Source organism: Streptomyces sp. NPDC097107, from assembly GCF_044762405.1.
Classification (GTDB): Bacteria; Actinomycetota; Actinomycetes; order Streptomycetales; family Streptomycetaceae; genus Streptomyces; species Streptomyces thinghirensis.
Genome location: NZ_JBIWEF010000007.1, coordinates 198,024 through 218,851 on the forward strand (window position 1 = coordinate 198,024; position 20,828 = coordinate 218,851).

At 73.0% G+C, this 20,828-nt stretch carries 19 protein-coding genes and 1 pseudogene; 13 read left to right on the plus strand and 7 right to left on the minus strand.

Translation table 11 applies throughout. The annotated features are described in order from the left end of the window. Positions 1-35 precede the first annotated feature (35 nt). Positions 36-1,238, minus strand: coding sequence for an amino acid deaminase/aldolase (locus ACIQ1J_RS18650; RefSeq protein ID WP_403557889.1), 1,203 nt, complete (start codon positions 1,236-1,238; stop codon positions 36-38). A 289-nt stretch (positions 1,239-1,527) separates the two neighbouring features. On the opposite strand from ACIQ1J_RS18650, the gene ACIQ1J_RS18655 reads away from it, so the two are divergent. Continuing rightward, a complete protein-coding gene (locus ACIQ1J_RS18655; protein WP_403557891.1) occupies positions 1,528-3,402 on the plus strand; it encodes a hypothetical protein in 1,875 nt (624 codons plus the stop codon). Between the two features lie 38 nt (positions 3,403-3,440). Beyond that, positions 3,441-4,652, plus strand: coding sequence for a type VII secretion-associated serine protease mycosin (gene mycP / locus ACIQ1J_RS18660; protein WP_403558232.1), 1,212 nt, complete (start codon positions 3,441-3,443; stop codon positions 4,650-4,652). Here the strand turns inward: mycP and ACIQ1J_RS18665 are convergent. Both ACIQ1J_RS18665 and ACIQ1J_RS18670 read right to left on the minus strand, forming a co-directional pair. Further along, on the minus strand, positions 4,637-5,686 hold the full coding sequence (locus ACIQ1J_RS18665; protein ID WP_403557893.1) for a hypothetical protein: 1,050 nt from the start codon (positions 5,684-5,686) through the stop codon (positions 4,637-4,639). The two genes, mycP and ACIQ1J_RS18665, sit on opposite strands and share 16 nt — an antisense overlap. Before the next feature lie 115 nt (positions 5,687-5,801). Then, positions 5,802-6,266 (minus strand): pyridoxamine 5'-phosphate oxidase family protein, encoded by a 465-nt coding sequence (locus tag ACIQ1J_RS18670; RefSeq protein WP_403557895.1) that lies wholly within the window; start codon positions 6,264-6,266, stop codon positions 5,802-5,804. 90 nt (positions 6,267-6,356) lie between these two features. On the opposite strand from ACIQ1J_RS18670, the gene ACIQ1J_RS18675 reads away from it, so the two are divergent. Next, positions 6,357-7,100, plus strand: a complete 744-nt coding sequence (locus tag ACIQ1J_RS18675; RefSeq protein ID WP_403557897.1) for an SseB family protein — start codon at positions 6,357-6,359, stop codon at positions 7,098-7,100. Here the strand turns inward: ACIQ1J_RS18675 and ACIQ1J_RS18680 are convergent. Next, the gene (locus tag ACIQ1J_RS18680; protein WP_310874228.1) at positions 7,091-7,447 is read right to left on the minus strand and encodes a DUF1844 domain-containing protein; all 357 of its coding nucleotides are present in this window, start codon (positions 7,445-7,447) and stop codon (positions 7,091-7,093) included. The two genes, ACIQ1J_RS18675 and ACIQ1J_RS18680, sit on opposite strands and share 10 nt — an antisense overlap. A 385-nt stretch (positions 7,448-7,832) precedes the next feature. Here ACIQ1J_RS18680 and infC point away from each other — a divergent pair, with 385 nt between their 5' ends. The 9 genes from infC (at position 7,833) to ACIQ1J_RS18725 (ending at position 17,824) form a co-directional block, all read left to right on the plus strand. Next, a complete protein-coding gene (gene infC, locus ACIQ1J_RS18685; protein ID WP_403558234.1) occupies positions 7,833-8,510 on the plus strand; it encodes a translation initiation factor IF-3 in 678 nt (225 codons plus the stop codon). 108 nt (positions 8,511-8,618) lie between these two features. Then, complete coding sequence (rpmI, locus tag ACIQ1J_RS18690; RefSeq protein WP_003977225.1) at positions 8,619-8,813, plus strand: 50S ribosomal protein L35; 195 nt, start codon at positions 8,619-8,621, stop codon at positions 8,811-8,813. Between the two features lie 97 nt (positions 8,814-8,910). After that, positions 8,911-9,294 (plus strand): 50S ribosomal protein L20, encoded by a 384-nt coding sequence (gene rplT, locus ACIQ1J_RS18695; RefSeq protein WP_003977226.1) that lies wholly within the window; start codon positions 8,911-8,913, stop codon positions 9,292-9,294. Between the two features lie 180 nt (positions 9,295-9,474). After that, positions 9,475-10,323 (plus strand): TrmH family RNA methyltransferase, encoded by an 849-nt coding sequence (locus tag ACIQ1J_RS18700; RefSeq protein ID WP_403557900.1) that lies wholly within the window; start codon positions 9,475-9,477, stop codon positions 10,321-10,323. 50 nt (positions 10,324-10,373) lie between these two features. Then, positions 10,374-11,513: an ATP-binding protein gene (locus tag ACIQ1J_RS18705; protein ID WP_403557902.1), complete on the plus strand. Its 1,140-nt coding sequence runs from the start codon at positions 10,374-10,376 to the stop codon at positions 11,511-11,513. Between the two features lie 208 nt (positions 11,514-11,721). Next, positions 11,722-12,843, plus strand: coding sequence for a phenylalanine--tRNA ligase subunit alpha (gene pheS, locus ACIQ1J_RS18710; protein WP_210961708.1), 1,122 nt, complete (start codon positions 11,722-11,724; stop codon positions 12,841-12,843). Continuing rightward, positions 12,843-15,365 (plus strand): phenylalanine--tRNA ligase subunit beta, encoded by a 2,523-nt coding sequence (pheT, locus tag ACIQ1J_RS18715; RefSeq protein WP_403557905.1) that lies wholly within the window; start codon positions 12,843-12,845, stop codon positions 15,363-15,365. The genes pheS and pheT overlap by 1 nt, the downstream gene beginning before the upstream one ends. A gap of 471 nt (positions 15,366-15,836) precedes the next feature. Next, positions 15,837-17,177: a transcriptional regulator gene (locus tag ACIQ1J_RS18720; RefSeq protein ID WP_403557907.1), complete on the plus strand. Its 1,341-nt coding sequence runs from the start codon at positions 15,837-15,839 to the stop codon at positions 17,175-17,177. Positions 17,178-17,296: 119 nt separating this feature from the next. After that, complete coding sequence (locus ACIQ1J_RS18725; RefSeq protein ID WP_403557909.1) at positions 17,297-17,824, plus strand: NUDIX hydrolase; 528 nt, start codon at positions 17,297-17,299, stop codon at positions 17,822-17,824. Here the strand turns inward: ACIQ1J_RS18725 and ACIQ1J_RS18730 are convergent. Both ACIQ1J_RS18730 and ACIQ1J_RS18735 read right to left on the minus strand, forming a co-directional pair. Continuing rightward, positions 17,795-18,073, minus strand: a pseudogene (locus ACIQ1J_RS18730) (hypothetical protein). The gene ACIQ1J_RS18725 and the pseudogene ACIQ1J_RS18730 sit on opposite strands and share 30 nt — an antisense overlap. A gap of 182 nt (positions 18,074-18,255) precedes the next feature. Beyond that, the gene (locus ACIQ1J_RS18735) at positions 18,256-19,128 is read right to left on the minus strand and encodes a 3-hydroxybutyryl-CoA dehydrogenase (RefSeq protein WP_403557911.1); all 873 of its coding nucleotides are present in this window, start codon (positions 19,126-19,128) and stop codon (positions 18,256-18,258) included. Positions 19,129-19,306: 178 nt separating this feature from the next. Between ACIQ1J_RS18735 and ACIQ1J_RS18740 the strand changes: the two genes are divergently transcribed. After that, positions 19,307-20,596, plus strand: coding sequence for a glycoside hydrolase family 10 protein (locus tag ACIQ1J_RS18740; protein ID WP_403557913.1), 1,290 nt, complete (start codon positions 19,307-19,309; stop codon positions 20,594-20,596). Between the two features lie 12 nt (positions 20,597-20,608). Here the strand turns inward: ACIQ1J_RS18740 and ACIQ1J_RS18745 are convergent, their stop codons facing one another. After that, a complete protein-coding gene (locus tag ACIQ1J_RS18745; RefSeq protein WP_403557915.1) occupies positions 20,609-20,803 on the minus strand; it encodes a DUF1918 domain-containing protein in 195 nt (64 codons plus the stop codon). Between the last annotated feature and the right edge of the window lie 25 nt (positions 20,804-20,828).

Consider the following 20,828-nt stretch of genomic DNA (forward strand, 5'->3'; position numbering starts at 1 on the left):
GCGTTACGGGGCTACGGAGCTACGGGGCTACGGAGCTACAGGAATGTGTTTCCCTCGCCCCGGTACGTCGGCACCGTCGCCGTCACCGCGTCCCCCTCCACCAGGTGAAGCGCGTCGAACCGCTCGCACAGCTCACCTGCCTTGGCGTGCCGGAACCACACCTTGTCGCCGATGAGCAGGTCGTCGGCGGGCGAGCCGAGCAGCGGCGTCTGCACCTCACCGGCGCCCTCCTGGGGGTCGTAGCGCAAACCCTCGGGCAGGTACGGCACCGGCAGCCGGTCGGCGCCGGGCGCACCGGAGGCCGGGTAGCCGCCGCCGAGGACGGCCACGGCCCCGACCCCCGGCCGCCGTACGACGGGCTGGGCGAACAGCGCCGCCGGACGGCCCCGGAACGACGTGTAGTTGTCGAACAGCCGCGGTACGTACAGCCCGGACCCGGCGGCGATCTCCGTGACCGCGTCCTCCGCGGCGGTGTGCTGCACGCTGCCCGTGCCGCCGCCGTTGACGAACTCCAGGCCGGGCACCACGGCCCGCACCGCACGCACGACCGCGGCCCGCCGCTCGGCGAGTTCCCGGCGGGCGGCGGCCTGCATCAGCCGCACCGCCCGGGACCGCAGCGGCCGGCCGGGCACCGCGTCCCCGACACCGGCGACATGCCCCTCGTACGCCATGAGCCCCACGACCTCGAACCCCGGCCGGCGGGCCACCGCGCGGGCCAGTTCGGCGACCTGGGCGGGGGAGTGCAGCGGGGAGCGCCGGGCCCCGACCCGCACCCGCCCCCCGAACAGCCTGAGGGAGGTGTCCAACTCCAGGCAGACCCGCACGACTTCACGGCCGCCCTCGCGGGCGGCGTCGATGAGGTCGAGCTGCGCCGGGTCGTCGATCATCACGGTCACGGCGGAGGCGAGCTTGGGGTCGGCGGTCAGCTCGGCGTACCGGGCGCGATCCGCCGACGGATAGCCGAGGAGCACGTCCTCGAAACCGGAGCGCGCCAGCCACAGGGACTCGGCCAGCGTGAACGACATGACGCCCGCGAAACCGTCTCTCGCCAGGGCGCGTTCGAGCAGCGCACGGCAGCGTACGGACTTGCTGGCGACCCGGATCGGCTTGCCGCCCGCCCGGCGGACCAGGTCGTCCGCGTTGGCGTCGAAGGCCTCCAGATCCACGATCGCCACGGGGGCGTCCAGATGGGCGGTGGCCCGGTCGTAACGGGCCCGGTCGGCGGCGCGCGCAGTCATGGACGCAGCCTGCCAGACAGGTTTACCGCAGGGTAGGGGGACGTTCCGGGCCAATGCCGCGGGCGCGTGGACTGGTTCCCCGCCGGGCGGGGGCACGCCGTAGAGTGACGCGCACGCACGGCCCGACGCCCGGGCGGCAGGGCCCGAGGTCCGCGCCGGGATGGCGGTCGTCCCGTGCGGGTATGCGTGCCCGGGACGGATCGGTCCGCGCCGGGCCGGGGCGGGAGACCACATCACCGGCCCGCGTCGAGCAACGGGCCGGGCCCGAGGAAGAGGAAACGGGGGGCGCATGAGCACGGAAGCACGCCGCGCCTCCGTCCCCCCGCGCCCCGAGACCCAGCCCCACCGCGGCACGCCGCCCCACCTGAACAGGCCCCTCCAGCCGGGTACGCCGCCCCACCAGCCGGGTACGCCGCCCCACCAGGGCGCGCCGCCCGAGCCGGGTACGCCACCCCACCAGGGCGCGCCGCCCGAGCCGGGTACGCCGCCTCACCGGGGAACGCCGCCCGAGCCGGGTACGCCGCCCCACCTGGGCGCGCCGCCCGAGCCGGGTACGCCGCCCCACCAGGGCGCGCCGCCCTATCCGCACACTGCGCCCCGCCCAGGCACTCCGCCTCACCCGGAGACACCGCCCCGTCCCGGCACGCCGCCCCGCCCGGCACAGGCGCCGGCGGTGCGCGGCGACGTGAACGTCCCGCACTCCGCCTCCCACCAGGGCAGCGACGCCAGAACGGAACCGGAGGGCGCCCCGGGACGGCGTACGGCGACGGGGGAAGGCCGGGCGGACGGAACCGCCTCCTCGGGCGACGGCCGGGAGTCCGGTCCGTCCACGCCGGGCGGGGACGGCGACCCCGAGGTCCCCGGCCCCGGTGACGGTACCCGGCCCCGCTACCCGCGTTTCCGGCTGGCCGATTCCCGAGGCACCGACCCCGCGCCCCCGCCCCGCGCCTCCGCCCGCTTCCCCGACGTCCCGCCGAACGTCGGCCGGGAGACCCCGGGTGGAAGCGGGGCGCCCAAGGCGCCGCTCCGCCGGCCCGCCGTCCCCGCGGAGACCCCGTCGGAGACGACCACACGCCTGCGCCCGATCCCGGCAGAACCGGCACCGGAGTCGGTACCGGCAGTCACTCCCGGACGGGAAGTCCGAGCGGCACCGGCAGTCACTCCCGGACGGGAAGCCGGAGCCGAACCCGCAGCCGCAGCGGAGTTCGCAGTCCGAGCGGACCCGCATCCGCGACGACGACCCGCACGCACCCCGCCCGCCGACCCGGCGACCCCGTCTCCGAGGGCCGCCACCCCCGACCCGGCCTTCTCCTGGAGCCCGTCGCCGGTGCCCGGCGACGGGCGGCCGCGGGTGTCGTTCGGGGAGCCCGAGGGCTATGACGAACGTGCCCGGCCGCGTCCGCTCGGCGGACGGCTGCGACCCCAGGCCGTCGCCGCGGCCGTCTGCCTCGTGCTCGGGCTGGGACTCGTCACCGGTGCCGTCACCGGCAGCTGGCTTGCCGGGGACTCCGGGGACGGGGGCGCCCGCGGCGCGTTCGCCGAGGCCGGGGAGCTGTGGCACACGGTGCCGGTCGACCAGCTGTTCCCGGCCACCGTGCGAGGACAGGGCGCGGGCCCCGGCGGCGCCGACCGCACCTGGACGCGGGTCGCCGTGGCCCCGGACAGCGACTGCGCGGGTGCCTTCGACCCGCTGCTGGCCAAGGCCCTCGACCCGATCGGCTGCCGGCGCCTGCTGCGCGCCACCTACACCGACGCCACCCAGAGCTACATCACCACCGTCGGCCTGCTCTTCGCCAAGGCCGACGCCGCCGCCATGACCTCGCTGGCGGGCCGGTTCGAGAAGGAGGGGCTGGGCCGCCGCGAGGACCTCATGCCGCTGCCGTACGCCGCGAGGGACACCGTCGCCGCGGGCTTCGGCGCGCGGCAGCGGGCCTCGTGGACCGTCTCCGTCCTCACCGACGCCCCCGTCGTCGTCTACGCCGTGTCCGGCTGGGCCGACGCCCGCACCGTCGACGAGCCGGAGCCCGCCGAGGAGGCCATGGAGTCCGACGCCACGTCGGCCCCCGCCCAGGCCGGCCTCGGCCACGAGGCGCAGGGCCTCGCCGACCGCGTCGAACGCGCCCTGCGCAAGAATGTCGGCCCGGCCACGGAGCGCCCGTCGTGAACCCCGCCAGCAGCGCGGTGAGCCCCGCCGGCGCCGCCGTGAACACGGTCAGCCCCGTCGCGGACACCGCCGGGACCCGCGCCCGCAGGACGGGCGCCCTGAGCCTCCTCCTCGCCGCCGCCCTCGTCCTCGTCCCGGCACCCGCCGCGCACGCCGACGGCATCCGCGCCCAGCAGTGGGCGCTGGACGCCATGCACACCCAGGAGGCGTGGGGGACCACCAAGGGCGCCGGCGTCACCGTCGCCGTCCTGGACACCGGCGTCGAAGCCGACCACCCCGACCTGACCGGAAACGTCCTCACCGGCAAGGATCTGGTCGGTTTCGGCGCGAGCGAGGGCGACCGCGCCTGGGCCCGGCACGGCACCGCCATGGCCGGGATCATCGCCGGTCACGGTCACGGCCACGGCGCCGGCAACGCCGACGGCGTCATGGGCATCGCCCCCGAGGCGAAGATCCTGCCTTTGCGCGTGATCCTGGAGGACGGCGACCCGTCCCGTGCCAAGGCCCGCAAGACCCGCGGCAACGCTCTCGCCGAGGGCATCCGCTGGGCCGCCGACCACGGCGCCGACATCATCAACCTCTCCCTCGGCGACGACTCGGCCTCCGCCCACCCCGAACCCGCCGAGGACGAGGCCATCCAGTACGCCCTGAAGAAGGGTGTGGTCGTCGTCGCCTCGGCCGGCAACGGCGGCGAGAAGGGCGACCACATCTCCTACCCGGCCGCCTACCCGGGCGTGATCGCCGCGACCGCCGTCGACCGCTACGGCACCCGTGCCTCCTTCTCCACCCGCCGCTGGTACGCCACGGTCAGCGCCCCCGGCGTCGACGTGATCATCGCCGACCCCGACCACCGGTACTACGAGGGCTGGGGCACCAGCGCCGCCTCCGCCTTCGTCTCCGGCGCCGCCGCCCTCGTGAAGTCGGCCCACCCGGACCTCACCCCGGCCCAGGTCAAGTCCCTGCTGGAGGACACGGCCCGCAACGCCCCTGCCGAGGGCCGCGACGACTCACGCGGCTACGGCTTCGTCGACCCCGCCGCCGCCATCGAGGCGGCCGGACGGCTGAAACCGGAAGGGCTGAAGTCAGCGGTGTACGGCGAGAAGTACTTCGGCTCCGGCCCCGACGCCCCGGACTCCGACGACGACACCTCGGCCTGGGCCGCCCCCCTGGCCGGCGGCGCGGGCGGCGTCATGATCGTCGCGGCCGTCGTCCTGTGGCGGGGCCGCCGGGAACGCTACGACGACTTGTGACCACCGGCGGCGCCCGCGGCCCCCGCGAACACGGACACCGCCGCTTTGGCCGCCGCCTCGGTCAGCGCGATCCCCTCCGCCAGCGTCGCGCTGCCCCGCGACACCACCGCCACCAGTCGGTCGTGACCATCCGACGAGACCCGTCCGACGCTGTTGACCACCCAGAGCCCGGTGGTACTGCGCCGCAGCCAGCCGTTCTTCAACGCCCACCCTGAACCGCCACCCCCTGAACCGCCACCCCCTGAACCGCCACCCCCTGAACCGCCGCCTCCCGAGCCGTCGCCACCGTCGGCCGCCGCCGACACGCCCCACCGCTGACCGTCGGCGATGCGGCCCATCAGCCCCCGCACATACGCCCGTGACGCCTCGCTCAGCTCGGAGCCGTCCGCCACGAACACCTGCCGCAGCAGCGCGACCTGGTCGGCGGCCGTGGTCCGGGTCAGCCCCCACAGCGGGCCGTCGCCGCCCGAGGTCCCCGTCAGGCCGAAGCGCTCGTTCGCGGCGTCGAACCCGTTCGCCGTCCCGATCGCCCGCCACAGCGCCGACGCCGAGTCGTTGTCACTGTCCTCGATCATGGCGACGGCGTACGACTGCTCGGCCGCGGTCAGCGCACGCCCCGCGTCCTGCGCCTGGAGCAGCAGCGTGGCCAGGATGCCGACCTTGACGATGCTCGCCGTCTCGAAGACACCCGTGCCGTACGAGGCGCTCTCGCCGGAGTCCGCGTCGGTCACCGCCACGGACACCTCGGCGCCGTCCGCCACGGCCACCGACGCCATGGCCGAGGCCAGCAGCGCGTCACGGTCCACGACCGGCTCGACCGTCTCCACCGATGCCTCCCCGCCCGAGGGTGCCGAGCCCGACGACGATACGGCGCCGCCCGTACCGGGGCGCGCGTGGCCCTGCCCCTGCCAGTACGGAGCGCCGGTGGCCGCACCGCCCACGACGGCGATCGCGATCAGGGCGGCACACAACGGCGCGCGCCGTCGCCGTGGCCTTCGGGCTCGCCGGTCCGGCCGGGCTCTGGAGGACTCCATGCCCGTGATGCTTCAGGCGGTGGCTGTGCGTTCCGTGGGGCGGACGTTAAATGCCGGTCACAGATCCCTGAGAGACGGATGAGGATCGTCCGCGCGCGGCTCGGCCGAGGGCCGCTCAGGAAGCGGGCACCGGACCACCGGGACGGAACCGCTCCACCCCCACGATGTGCCGCACCTTCACCGGGCGGACGACCACCGCGATCCGCTGCTCGCCCGGCATGGTCCACTCGAAGCGCTCGCTGCCCAGGTACTTGCGGGCCGGCCGGTCCATCCGGTCGTGCGCCTCCCGGCCCTCGACGAAGCGGGACACGACACCGCTGATCTGTACCCGGTCGGAGGGGTCGGTGGCGTCGGCGTGCGAGAGGTAGACACGGGGGTCGCGGCGCAGGTTCTCCTCCTTCACCCGGCCCACCGACTTCACCCGGCCCACCGAGGTGTTGAACGTGAGCTCGTTCTCCCCCTCCAGGTCCACCCACATGGGGCTGACCTGCGGCGCTCCGTCGGCGAACACAGTGCCGACGTACCAGATGCGGGGAGCCCGGAGCCGAGCGCGGACGGCGTCGTCGAAGGTCGCGGTCATCCGGCGAGGCTACTGACCATGATCGTCCTCCCCGCCGGGCAGGGGAGCCCGCGGCGGGCGGTACGCCCCTCTCGACTAGGGTCGGGAACCGTGGCCGACAAGAACATTCCCGACTCCGCCTTCTCCGACGACGACGGCTCCGCCGACCCCCGGCTGAGCGCCGCGCTCACCGCCTGGGCCGAGGATCGGTCCGCCCTGGCACCCGTACTGGAGGCGCTCAAGGGCGCCCGGCTGCTGGTGCCGGTCGTGGCCGTACTCGGCGAGGCGGAGGAGGACGAGAACGGACTGCGCCGCGAGAAGACCAGCGACATGGCCGTGCCGACGCTGAAGGCCGGTGGCCGCACCGCCCTGCCCGCTTTCACGTCCACGGACTCGCTCGCCCGTTGGGACCCCGGGGCCCGCCCCGTCGCCGTACCGGTGCACCAGGCGTTGCAGGCCGCCGCGCACGAGAAGGCGGACACGGTCGTACTGGACCTCGCCGGACCGGTGCCGTTCGAGCTGACCGGAGCGGCGCTGCTGGCGCTGGCCGAGGGCCGTACGACGACCGACCCGCTCGCCGATCCCGCCGTGGCCGAGGCCGTCCGCGCCGCCGTGGCCGCCGAGCCCGCCGTGCTCCGGGCGTACCTCGGGCCGGGCCGGGCCGACGGCACCCTGGCGCTGCTCCTGGATCCCGGCGCCGACCCGGCGAAGGCCGCCCGCGCCGTCGCCGAGCGCCTCGCCGCCGACGAGACACTGAGGGCCCGCCTGGTGCGGGGCCTCGACCTGGCACTGCTGCCGGCCGGGGCCACGCCGCCGGGCGAGCCCTTGTACGTGAGGGAACAGGGTCAGCCGTAGATCGGCCCCGTGTACTTCTCGCCCGGCCCCTGGCCCGGCTCGTCCGGGACGAGCGAGGCCTCGCGGAAGGCCAGCTGGAGCGACTTCAGACCGTCGCGCAGCGGGGCCGCGTGGAAGGAGCTGATCTCGGTCGCGGTCGCGTCGAGCAGACCGGCCAGCGCGTGCACCAGCTTGCGGGCCTCGTCCAGGTCCTTGTGCGCCTCGCCCTCCTCGGTCAGTCCCAGCTTCACGGCGGCGGCGCTCATCAGGTTGACGGCGACCGTCACGATCACCTCGACCGCGGGAACCTCGGCGATGTCGCGGGTCATGGCATCGAAGTCGGGCGTCTCAGGAGGGGTGTCACTCATGCCGCACACGATAGGCGCAGGGCGGGGGCCGGCCCCACTCGGTCTCGGTTAGCCCTTCCCCTGCCGAGCTGCTAACCTTGTGTAACGACCGGTCGGACACGCACGCCTCAGGGCGGCGGGCCCGGCCCACAAGTGGAGGCTTCGAACTCCCACCTGGCCGTCCCATGGACGGCGGGTCACCGGTCAGGCGGTCCCGTCCCAGCGGCGGCGACCGGCCCGAAATCGCGCCCCGCGGCCATCGCGACGGTGCTCCGGTAGTAGTTCGAGGAGCCCCGCCTGTGATCGCGCGGGGCATTTTTGTTGCGCCGACGCGGTTAGGTCTATCGAACACAGACGTTACGCGGCTGTCCGCCAGACCGTCGCGTGGTGCTACCGAGGAGGATCCATCAGCGCCGAGCCCCGCATCAACGACCGGATTCGCGTTCCCGAGGTGCGACTTGTCGGTCCCAGCGGCGAGCAGGTCGGGATTGTCCCGCTTGCCAAGGCCCTGGAGCTTGCGCAGGAGTACGACCTCGATCTCGTCGAGGTCGCGGCGAACGCCCGTCCGCCCGTGTGCAAGCTCATGGACTACGGAAAGTTCAAGTACGAGTCGGCCATGAAGGCACGTGAAGCGCGCAAGAACCAGGCGCACACGGTCATCAAGGAGATGAAGCTCCGGCCGAAGATCGACCCGCACGACTATGACACCAAGAAGGGTCACGTCGTCCGGTTCCTCAAGCAGGGCGACAAGGTCAAGATCACGATCATGTTCCGTGGTCGCGAGCAGTCCCGGCCGGAGCTCGGCTACCGACTGCTGCAGCGTCTCGCGGAGGACGTGGCCGACCTCGGGTTCGTGGAGTCGAACCCGAAGCAGGACGGCCGAAACATGATCATGGTCCTCGGTCCGCACAAGAAGAAGACCGAGGCGATGGCCGAGGCTCGCCAGGCGCAGGAAGCCCGCAAGGCGGACGCGAAGGCCAACCCCGGCAAGTCGCAGAACGCCGCGGAGTCCGACGAGGTGGACGACGAGGCTCAGGCCGAGGCACCCGCCGAGGCTCAGGCCGAGGCACCCGCCGAGGCGTGACCCCGGGGGACGTCAGTCCCCAGGACGTAACCGATACAAGCGACGCTCCACCGTGCCCGGTTTCACGACCGGGCATCGGAGCGCCACCGACGAGGAGAGAACGGCGCTATGCCGAAGAACAAGTCGCACAGCGGTGCCAGCAAGCGCTTCAAGATCACCGGCTCCGGCAAGGTGCTCCGTGAGCGCGCCGGCAAGCGCCACCTGCTCGAGCACAAGTCGTCCCGCGTGACGCGTCGCCTCACCGGCAACGCCGAGATGGCCCCGGGCGACGCCGCGAAGATCAAGAAGCTTCTCGGCAAGTGACGTACGGGCGCCACTGAGCGTCGTACGGCAGGACCGGGACCCAATCGATACCGGGCCGCGCGAGGATCACCGCGGCCCCGCTACAAGGAGTTAACAAGTGGCACGCGTCAAGCGGGCAGTCAACGCCCACAAGAAGCGCCGGGCGATCCTCGAGCAGGCCTCCGGCTACCGCGGTCAGCGTTCGCGCCTGTACCGCAAGGCCAAGGAGCAGGTCACCCACTCGCTGGTCTACAACTACAACGACCGCAAGAAGCGCAAGGGTGACTTCCGCCAGCTGTGGATCCAGCGCATCAACGCCGCTGCCCGCGCCAACGGCATCACGTACAACCGCTTCATCCAGGGCCTGAAGGCCGCCAACGTCGAGGTCGACCGCAAGATCCTCGCCGAGCTGGCCGTCAACGACCCGAACGCGTTCGCCGCGCTCGTCGAGGTCGCCCAGAAGGCGCTGCCGAGCGACGTCAACGCGCCGAAGGCCGCGTGACGCTGCGCCGGCATTGAGCCGATGTCGAAGGACCCGCAGGCTTCGAGCCTGCGGGTCCTTCGGCTGCCGCCGCTGCCCCGTCTTTCGGCCGCGGGTTCGTTGTGGCTGGTCGCGCAGTTCCCCGCGCCCCTGAAGGGGCGCTCCAGCCCGCGTCGAGAAACTGTGAAGGTGAAGAAGTAGATGCGCCCTGCCGCCCCCGAGCCGATCTCCCCCCGGTCCCCCCGCGTCGCCGCCGCCCGGCGGCTGGCGAAGCGGAACTTCCGGGGCAAGGAGCGGCTGTTCCTGGCCGAGGGGCCGCAGGCCGTGCGGGAGGCCGCGGAGTACGGGGACACGCTCGTCGAGGTGTTCGCCACCGTCGAGGCCGCCGAGCGCTACGCCGACATCGTCGGCGCGGCCCGGGACGCCGGTGCCCGCGTCCACCTCGCCGCCGAGCAGGTGATCGAGGACATCTCCACCACCGTCACCCCGCAGGGCCTGGTCGGGGTGTGCCGGTTCCTGGACACCCCCTTCGACGAGATCCTCGCCGCCCGCCCGGGGCTCGTCGCCGTCCTGGCCAACGTCCGCGACCCCGGCAACGCCGGTACCGTGCTGCGCTGCGCCGACGCCGCCGGCGCCGAGGCCGTCGTACTCACCGACGCCTCCGTCGACCTGTACAACCCCAAGGCCGTACGCGCCTCCGTCGGCTCCCTCTTCCACCTCCCCGTCGCCGTCGGCGTCCCCGTCGAACGAGCCGTCGCCGGTCTCAGGGACACCGGGGTCCGCGTCCTCGCCGCCGACGGCGCGGGCGAGCACGACCTCGACGCCGAACTGGACGCCGGCACCATGGGCGGCCCCACGGCCTGGGTGTTCGGCAACGAGGCCTGGGGGCTTCCGGAGGAGACCCGCGCCCTCGCCGACGCCGTCCTGCGCGTTCCGATCCACGGGAAGGCCGAGAGTCTGAACCTCGCCACCGCCGCCGCCGTATGTCTCTACGCGTCGGCGCGTGCACAGCGCGCCGCCGGAGGGTGCCGCTCCGTCACCGAGAGCTAGTAGGGTGACCGGCTCAAGGCCCCTGCGCGGTTGAGAGGTGGGGTACGGGGATGAGCGTCGGCACGAGCAGCGCACCGGGTGCACGGGAGGCGCCGCGTCCGCCCGCGCCCCGCACACCCGGCGATCTCGCCGGCCTCGGAATCGACCCCGACCAGCTGCCCGACGGTCTCGTCGTCGCGGACGAGCGGGGCCGGGTCATCTGCTTCAACGCGGCCGCCGCCCGCATCAGCGCCGTCCCCGCCGCCGAAGCCCTCGGCGAGCAGCTGGACAAGGCGCTTCCCCTGGAGGACCTCGAGGGCAGGCGCTGGTGGCAACTGACCGACCCCTACGGCGGGCTCGCCATCCGCGTCCGACAGCCCGAGCGGAACCTCCTGCTCCCCGGCGGACGGGAGGTCCTCGTCTCCGCCCGCTACGTCCGCACCCGGCCCACCGGCCCCCTCCACCGCGTCGTCGTCACCCTGCGCGACACCGAGGCCCGCCGCCGCACCGAACGCAGCCACGCCGAGCTGATCGCCACCGTCGCCCACGAACTGCGCTCCCCGCTCACCTCCGTCAAAGGCTTCACGGCCACGCTGCTGGCCAAGTGGGAGCGGTTCACCGACGACCAGAAGCGGTTGATGCTGGAGACCGTCGACGCCGACGCCGACCGGGTCACCCGGCTCATCGCCGAGCTGCTGGACATCTCGCGGATCGACTCGGGCAGGCTGGAGGTCCGCCGCCAGCCCGTCGACATCGGCGCCGCCGTCGGCCGGCACATCCAGGCGTACGTCGCCGCAGGCCAGCGGGCCGACCGCTTCCTGCTCCGCATCGCGCAGCCGCTGCCCGACCTGTGGGCCGACCCCGACAAGGTCGACCAGGTCCTGAGCAACCTGCTGGAAAACGCCGTGCGCCACGGCGAGGGAACCGTCACCATTGACGTCACGCCCACGGCGTCCCCCCGCGAAGGGGAGGACACCGGCACGTCGGTCACGGTGAGCGACGAAGGGGCCGGCATCCCGGAGGAGTCCATGAACCGCGTCTTCACCCGCTTCTGGCGGGGCAGCAAGCGCGGCGGCACCGGCCTCGGGCTGTACATCGTCAAGGGCATCGTCGAAGCCCACGGCGGCACCATCACCGTCGGCCGCGCCCCCGGCGGCGGCGCCGAGTTCCGATTTACGCTGCCCGTGGCGGCCCCGGCCTACCTGGCCTGAGCACCGCGGGCGCATTCGCCTCCCTCCACCCCGTTAGACTCGGCCTTTGGCACCTTTGTGTCCCGCAGGCGGAGACGCTCGGACGCAGACGATTCGTCACGGAGACGCTGCGTCACACGGACGCTTCGTCCACGAGCCGGTGACGGGGACCATCAGCATGGGGCACCTCCCAGCGATAGCTGGGGGACAATCGGAAGCACGGGAAGAGATGTCGGCACCGAATAAGTCGTACGACCCTGTCGAGGTCGAGGCGTTGAAACCGGAAGAGATCGAGCGCATGCGGGACGAGGCGCTCGCCGCCTTCGACGCAGCGGGCTCCCTCGACGCGCTCCAGGAGGCCAAGGTCGCCCACACCGGCGGCACCTCGCCGCTGGCGCTGGCCAACCGCGAGATCGGCGCCCTGCCCCCGCAGGCCAAGGCCGAGGCCGGCAAGCGCGTCGGCATGGCCCGCGGCGCCGTGAACAAGGCGCTCGCGGCCCGCCAGGAGGAGCTGGAGGCCGAGCGCGACGCGCGCGTCCTGGTCGAGGAGGCCGTGGACGTCACGCTGCCCTACGACCGTGTACCGGCCGGCGCCCGCCACCCGCTCACCACGCTCTCCGAGCGCATCGAGGACGTCTTCGTCGCCATGGGCTACGAGGTCGCCGAGGGCCCCGAGGCCGAGGCCGAGTGGTTCAACTTCGACGCCCTGAACATCGGCCCGGACCACCCGGCCCGCGGCGAGGCCGACACCTTCTTCGTCGAGGGACCGAAGGGCGGCACCGAGTCCGGCGTCGTGCTGCGCACCCACACCTCGCCCGTGCAGATCCGCTCCGCGCTCGACCGCGAGCTGCCGGTCTACGTGATCTGCCCCGGCCGCGTGTACCGCACCGACGAGCTGGACGCCACGCACACCCCCGTCTTCCACCAGGTCGAGCTGCTCGCCATCGACGAGGGCCTGACCATGGCGGACCTCAAGGGCACCCTGGACCACATGGTCCAGTCGCTGTTCGGCGCGGAGATGAAGACCCGGCTGCGGCCCAACTTCTTCCCCTTCACCGAGCCGTCCGCCGAGATGGACATGCTCTGCTACGTCTGCAAGGGCGCGTCCGTCGGCAACCCCGACCGGCCCTGCCGCACCTGCTCCAGCGAGGGCTGGATCGAACTGGGCGGCTGCGGCATGGTCAACCCGCGGGTGCTCACCGCCTGCGGCGTCGACCCGGAGAAGTACAGCGGCTTCGCCTTCGGGTTCGGCATCGAGCGGATGCTGATGTTCCGCCACAACGTCGAGGACATGCGAGACATGGTCGAGGGTGACGTGCGCTTCACCCGGCCGTTCGGGATGGAGATCTGATGCGGGTCCCGCTTTCTTGGCTGCGGGAGTACGTCGACCTGCCGGCCACGCAGACCGGCCGCGACGTCCAGGCCAAGCTCATTTCGGCCGGCCTCGAGGTCGAGACCGTCGAGCACCTCGGTGCCGACCTCAAGGGCCCCCTCGTCGTCGGCCGGGTGCTGACCATCGAGGAGCTGGAGGGCTTCAAGAAGCCGATCCGCTTCTGCACCGTCGACGTCGGCCGGACCAACGGCACCGGTGAGCCCCAGGAGATCGTCTGCGGCGCCCGGAACTTCGCCGTCGGCGACAAGGTCGTCGTGGTCCTCCCCGGCGCCACCCTGCCCGGCGGCTTCTCGATCTCCGCCCGCAAGACCTACGGCAGGACGTCCCACGGCATGATCTGCTCCGGCGACGAGCTGGGCATGGGCGACGACGGGTCGCACGGCATCATCGTGCTGCCGCCGGAGACCGAGGTCGGCAAGGACGCCATCGAGCTGCTGGAACTGGTCGACGAGGTGCTGGACATCGCGGTGACCGCCAACCGCGGCGACTGCCTGTCCATCCGCGGCGTCGCCCGCGAGACCGCCATCGCCTACGGCCTGCCGCTGCGCGACCCGGCCCTGCTCGACGTGCCCGGACCGAACGCCTACGGCTACCCGGTGAAGATCGCCGACCCCACCGGCTGCGACCGCTTCACCGCCCGCACGGTGACCGGCCTCAGCGCCGAGGCCCGCTCCCCGATCTGGCTCCAGCGGCGTTTGCAGAAGGTCGGCATGCGCCCGGTCTCGCTCGCCGTCGACGTCACGAACTACGTGATGATGGAGCTGGGCCAGCCGCTGCACGCCTACGACCGCTCCCTGGTCCAGGGCACCATCGGCGTGCGCCGGGCCGCGGAGGGCGAGAAGATCGTCACCCTCGACGGCACCGAGCGGAAGCTGCACGCCGAGGACCTCGTCATCACCGACGACCGCGGCCCGATCGGGCTGGCCGGCGTCATGGGCGGCGCCAACACGGAGATCGCCGACCACGGTGCCGCGGAGAACGGGGGCAACGCGACGACCGACGTCGTCATCGAGGCCGCCCACTTCAACCAGGTCGCCATCGCGCGCACCGCCCGCCGGCACAAGCTGTCCTCCGAGGCCTCCCGACGCTTCGAGCGCGGCGTCGACCCGCAGGCCGCCGCCGCTGCCGCGCAGCGCACCGTCGACCTGCTCGTGCTGCTCGCGGGCGGCACCGCCGAGGCCGGCGTCACCGAGATCAGCGCCCCGCCCGTGCCGCACACCATCCGCGTTCCGGCCGACCACCCGGACAAGGTCGCGGGCGTCGAGTACGGCCGCGAGACCGTCGTACGCCGCCTTCAGGAGGTCGGCTGCGACGTGTACGGGCAGGACGAGCTGATCGTCACCGCCCCGTCCTGGCGGCCCGACCTCGCCGACCCGAACGACCTGGCCGAAGAGGTCATCCGCCTGGAGGGCTACGAGAACCTGCCCTCCACGCTGCCCAGGCCCCCGGCGGGCCGCGGCCTGACCTCCCGGCAGCGGCTGCACCGCCGCGTCGGCCGGGCGCTGGCCGGGGCCGGTTACGTCGAGGCGCCGAACTACCCGTTCGTCAGCGAGCAGGTCTTCGACCAGCTCGGGCTGGACGCCGACGACCCGGCCCGCCGCGTCGTCAAGCTGGTCAACCCGCTCAGCGACGAGGAGCCCGCGCTGCGGACCTCGCTGCTGCCGGGCCTGCTGGGCGCCCTGCGCCGCAACGACGGCCGGGGCTCGCACGACCTGGCTCTCTTCGAGACCGGTCTGGTCTTCCACCCGCGCGACGAGCGGAAGGCCGCCGCCAACCTGCCCGTCGACCGGCGTCCCGGCGCCGACGACCTGGCCGCGCTGGACGCCGCGCTGCCCGACCAGCCGCGGCACGTCGCCGTCGTCCTGGCCGGCGCCCGCGAGCAGGCCGGCTGGTGGGGCAAGGGCCGTCCGGCGGACTGGGCCGACGCCATCGAGGCCGCCCGGTCCGTCGCCCGCGAGGCCGGCGCCGAACTGGGCTCCCGCAAGGGCCAGTACGGTCCGTGGCACCCGGGCCGCTGCGCCGAGCTGACCATCACGGTGGACGGCGAGGACCGGGTGATCGGGCACGCCGGTGAGCTGCACCCGCGTGTCCTGAAGACGCTGGGCCTGCCGGCGCGCACCTGCGCGATGGAGCTGGACCTCGACGCCGTGGCGCGGGTCGGCGACGGCACCCCGCAGGCGCCGGGCATCTCCACCTTCCCGGTCGCCACGCAGGACGTCGCCCTGGTGGTCGACGAGTTCGTCCCCGCGGCGGAGGTCGAGGCCGCGCTGCGTGAGGGCGCGGGCGAACTGCTCGAGTCCATCCGGCTGTTCGACGTCTACGACAACGCGGAGCAGCTGGGCGAGGGGCGCAAGTCCCTGGCGTACGCGCTGCGCTTCCGCGCGGGGGACCGGACGCTGACGGTCGACGAGGCGTCGGCGGCCCGCGATGCGGCGGTTGCCCTCGCGGGCGAGCGGGTCGGAGCGGTGCTGCGTAGTTAGCCGGCGGTTCGCCCGAGGGGCGTGGGGTTCTGCCGGCCGGCGGCCGCGGGTAGTCGGTGGCTGGTCGCGCAGTTCCCCGCGCCCCTTGTCGGCGTCAGGGTGGCGTCCCTCCACAAGTGCGCGGCTGTGACACTCGCGGCTCCGCCGCGTGGGCGCGAGCGGCCACGACGCACCGGCACTCGACAACGCACCCGCACACTGATCGGCGATCAGTCGCTCCGCGAAGCCGGCGGAGCCGTCCGCCCCGCCACGGAGTGTCGGGCAGGCAGCCGGGCGGACGGCGTGGAAACGGGCCGCCGTACTGTACGAGGGGGAGCCGACGGCCCGGCCGGCCTCTTTCGAGACGGTCAAGTCAACCGGCCCGGAACTCTCCGCGACAGTGCGCGCACGGTACGGATGCGCGTACTCCGTTCACACCCCGTGTGAGGACCGACGCACTACGCTGTCGGCACCGAGTCACCGGGGGCACCCATGCAGCCCAACACCCTGCTCGACGCGATCCTCGACGAGGCCGGGGTCTCGCACGCGGGACTGGCCGCGCACGTCAACCAGGCGGGGAGAGCGCGCGGGCTCGCGCTGAGGTACGAACACACCGCCGTCGCACGGTGGTTGAAGGGGCAGCGGCCGCGTGGCCAGGTGCCCGACCTGCTCTGCGAGGTCCTCGCCTCCCGGCTGCACCGCCCCGTCACCCTCGACGACATCGGCCTCGGCGTGCCCGGTGATTGGGCCGCCCCGCACACCGGTTCACTGTCCGGGTTCGTGGAGCGTGCGACCGCCCTGTGGCGCTCCGACCAGCAGCAGCGCCCGCACATCCTCGGCGCCCCCGCGCTCACCGGCACGCCCGCCGTGATGCCGGTGTGGGAGTGGGAGAACCCGCCCGAGGACGTGGACGTCTCCCGCGGCGGCCGGCACCGGGTCACCGTGGGGGACCTGGAGATGCTGCGCTGCGCCCGCGCCCACTACGAGCAGATGTACCGCAAGGCCGGCGGCATGGCGACCCGAGCCCGCGTCGTCGGCTTCCTCAACTCCGAGGCCGCCCCGTTGCTCCGCGGCAGTTACACGGACGCCACCGGCCGCCAGCTGCACCGGGCCACGGGCGGGTTGGTGGCGGTGGCCGGCATCTGCGCGTACGACTCCGACGCGCACGGCCTCGCGCAGCGCTACTTCCACCAGGCGCTGCGGCTCGCGAAGGCCAGCGGGGACCGGGGCCTGGGCGCCTACGTCATCGCCCTGCTGGTCAACCAGGCGCTGTTCATGCGGGAGAACCGGCAGGCCGTCGCCTTCGCCGAGGCCGCCCTGCGCGCCGCCGGCCGGCACATCACCCCGGCCCTCGCCTCCGACCTGTACGCGATGCAGGCGAAGGCGTACGCGCACCTCGGCGACGGCGCCGGCGCGCTGTCCTGCATCCGGCGCGCCGAACAGGCCGCCGAGCGCATCCGGCGGGGGTACGAGCCCGACGAGACCGGTTATGTCCAGCCCGGCCTGGTCAACGTCCAGGTGGCGGAGGCGTTGCTGAGCCTCGGGGAGCTGGCGGCGGCGGGGGAGCACGCCGCGGCGGCCGTCGACAATCCCGCGCACGACCGGGGCCGCGTGCACCGGCTCGCCATGCTCAGCACGATCGAACTGCGAAAGGGCAACGCCGACAAGGCGGTGGCGACCGCGGTGCAGATGGCCGAACAGGCCCGCGGCATGGAGTCCCAGCGCCTGCGCGACCGACTCCGCGCGGTCCGCGAGCACCTGGTGCGCAGCGGCTGCGCGGGCACCGCGGAGGCCGCCGAACTCATCGACGGGGCCCTGCGCGTCCCGCTGTGACCGCCAGGTCCCCGGGGTGCCCTGCGCCCACCGCTGCGCCGTGAGCGGCCGTCGTACGCCTGCTGCCGGGACGCCACTGCTGCGATATTGCCACCTACTCCAGGAAAGGTGGCAGAACAGTGCAGTGGACGAAAGAGAACGAACAAACTGTGTACTCAAACCGCTGGTTCAGCGTCAAACTCGCCGACGTCGGGCTACCGGACGGCCGGCACCTCGACCACTTCCTCATCCGGATGCGCCCCGTGGCCGTGGCGACGGTCGTGAACGCGGCGGGCGAAGTCCTCCTGCTGTGGCGGCACCGTTTCATCACCGACAGCTGGGGCTGGGAACTCGCGGCAGGCGTCGTGGAGGACGGCGAGGACGTGGCGGTGGCCGCGGCCAGGGAGCTGGAGGAGGAGACCGGCTGGCGGCCGGGACCGCTGCGCCACCTCATGAGCGTGGAGCCGTCCAACGGCCTCACCGACGCCCGGCACCACATCTACTGGGCCGACGAGGGCGCGTACGTCGGACACCCCGTGGACGACTTCGAGTCGGACCGCCGGGAATGGGTCTCCCTCAAGCTCGTGCCCGACATGGTCGCCCGCGGGGAGGTCCCGGCCGCCAACATGGCGGCCGCGTTACTCCTGCTGTACCACCTCCGGTCCTAGCTGGCGTCCGAGTGCCTGCCACACCGCCACGACCAGGGCACCCAGGGCCGTGAGGACCGCGACCGAGGAAGCGGCCAGCGGGCGTGCTCCAGGGCGGTCAGGCAGGTCCTCCAGTTCTCTGGCGCTCTCCTCGGTGCGATGGGAGAGCAGGGCGAGTCCGCCCTCGACGCGGGCGTACGCCACATCGAGCCGGCGCCGTAACTCCGTGAGTTCTCCCTGACGGACGGAATGCTCGGGATCGGCGGTCACGAACCGCTCCTTTCCGTAGTCGTCTCACGTCCCTTGCATGTGCATGGCAAGTCAACTCGCCTGGTGGGCGCGCGGGGAGAATGTGCGAGCGGCATATGTGGACCCGGTGCGCACACGCCGTGTGAGCGCCGCGGGCCCGGCACCTCATGAGGTGCCGGGCCCGTGCGATGCCAGGATGCGTGTCAGCCGTAAGAGTAGAAGCCGGAACCGCTCTTGCGGCCGAGCCGGCCCGCGTCGACCATGCGCTGGAGCAGCGGGGGAGCGGCGTACAGCGGCTCCTTGTACTCCTCGTACATCGAGTACGCGACCGAGGAGACAGTGTCCAGGCCGATCAGGTCGGACAGCTTCAGCGGGCCCATCGGGTGGGCGCAGCCCATCTCCATGCCGTTGTCGATGTCCTCGCGGCTGGCGATGCCCGACTCGAACATCCGGATCGCCGAGAGCAGGTAGGGGATCAGCAGCGCGTTGACCACGAAGCCGGAGCGGTCCTGGGCGCGGATGGCGTGCTTGCCGAGCACCTTCTCGGTGAACAGCTGCGCCCGGCTGAGGGTGCCCTCGGAGGTGGTGAGCGCCGGGATCAGCTCGACCAGCTGCTGCACCGGGGCCGGATTGAAGAAGTGGATGCCGATGACGTGGTCGGGCCGCGAGGTGGCGACCGCCAGCTTCACCAGCGGGATCGAGGAGGTGTTGGAGGCCAGGATCGCGTCCGGCCGGGTCACGACCTGGTCGAGCACCTGGAAGATCTCGGTCTTGACCTGCTCGTTCTCGACGACGGCCTCGACCACCAGATCACGGTCGGCGAACTCGCCGAGATCGGTGGTGAAGCTCAGGCGCGCCTGCGTCGCGTCCCGCTCCTCCTCGGTGATCTTGCCGCGCTCGGCCGCCTTGCTCAGCGAGTTGTACAGCCGGGTACGGCCGATCTCCAGGGCCTCGCCGGTGGTCTCGGCGACCATCACCTCCAGACCGGAGCGGGCGCACACCTCGGCGATGCCCGCCCCCATCTGACCGCAGCCCACCACGCCGACGCGTGTGATATCTCCCGAGATGCCGGTCACATCGTCCCTTTCGCTGACTTCACGGCTGTGGCAGCAGGCGTACCGGGGTCCCCGGTGCCTGCTCCGATCGAGCACGTTACCCCCGAATGGTCACGGATCCGTCTCCCGGGTCGGGCATGCTGGGGTCTCCCTCACGATCCGTGACCGTGCGGATCCGAAGCGTTCAGGAGGTCTTCCCATGGGCCGTGTCTCGCGTCGTGCCTTCACGGTGGCGGCGTTGTCGGCGTTCACCATGGCGCCCCGGGCGTCGGCGGCGCCGATCCCCTCGGGCGCACCGGCCCCGCCGACGGCACCGGGCGGCCCCGCGGCGGGACCGCCCGCCGGCCGTGCCGTCACCGGTATGCGGGGCATGTGGCTGGCCACGGTGGCCAACCGCGACTGGCCCACCCGCGCGGGGCTGCGTGCGGCGGAGCAGCGCGCGGAACTCGTCGAGCATCTCGACAACGCGGTGCGGCACGGCCTCAACACCGTGATCTTCCAGGTGCGGCCGACGGCCGACGCGCTGTGGCCGTCGGAGTACGAGCCGTGGTCGGAGTACCTGTCCGGCAGCCAGGGCCGCGACCCGGGCTGGGACCCCCTGGGCACCGCCGTACAGGAGGCCCACGCCCGTGGCCTGGAGCTGCACGCCTGGTTCAACCCGTACCGCGTCGCCACGCACGACGACCCGGCCCGCCTCGTGCCCTCCCATCCCGGGCGCGAGAACCCCGGATGGGTCGTGCCGTACGGCGGGAAGCTCTACTACAACCCGGGACTGCCCGAGGTCCGGTCCTTCGTCCAGGACGCGATGATGGACGCGGTGGGGAAGTACGCCGTGGACGGCGTCCACTTCGACGACTACTTCTACCCGTACCCGGTGGCGGGCCAGAGCTTCGACGACGGCGGGACCTACAGCACCTTCGGCAGCGGCTTCGCCACCAAGGCCGCTTGGCGGCGGGAGAACATCGACCTGCTGGTGCGCGAGACCGCGGAGCGGGTCAAGAAGGTCCGGCCGGCCGCCCGCTTCGGGGTCAGCCCGTTCGGGGTGTGGCGCAACGCCGCCACCGACGCGAAGGGCTCGGACACCAGGGCGGGCGTACAGACCTACGACGACCTGCACGCGGACACCCGCAAGTGGGTGCGCGAGGGCTGGCTCGACTACATCGTGCCGCAGCTGTACTGGAACATCGGCCTGGACGCCGCCGACTACGCGAAGCTGCTGCCCTGGTGGGCGGAGGTGGCCCAGGGCAGCCGGACCGAGCTGTACGCGGGTGAGGCCCTGTACAAGGCGGGCGACCCGGCGCAGCCCGCCGCGTGGCAGGACCCCGCCGAACTGTCCCGGCACCTCACGCTGGCCCACGAGTACCCCGAGGTGCGCGGGCACGTCTTCTTCTCCGCGAAGGAGGTGGCGGAGGACCGGATCGGGGCGATGGCGCGGGTGAGCGCCGACCACTACGCGCGGGCGGCCGGCACCTCCGGCAGGAACGGGTAGGACCGGCGCCGGCTACAGCTGGATCTCCCTGTGCCGGATCTCGGAGTCGGGGCCGGGCGAGCACACCGCCTCGTGCCCGTCCTCGAACCGGACCCGGTACGGGGGTGCGCCTTCCTGGCCCATGACTTCGACGATTTCCGCGACCTTGTCGTGCTCACCGACGACCCGGCCGTGCTGGATCAGCTGATCGCCCTTGGTTGCTCGCATGTGTGAGGCCTCCTCACCTGTGTGC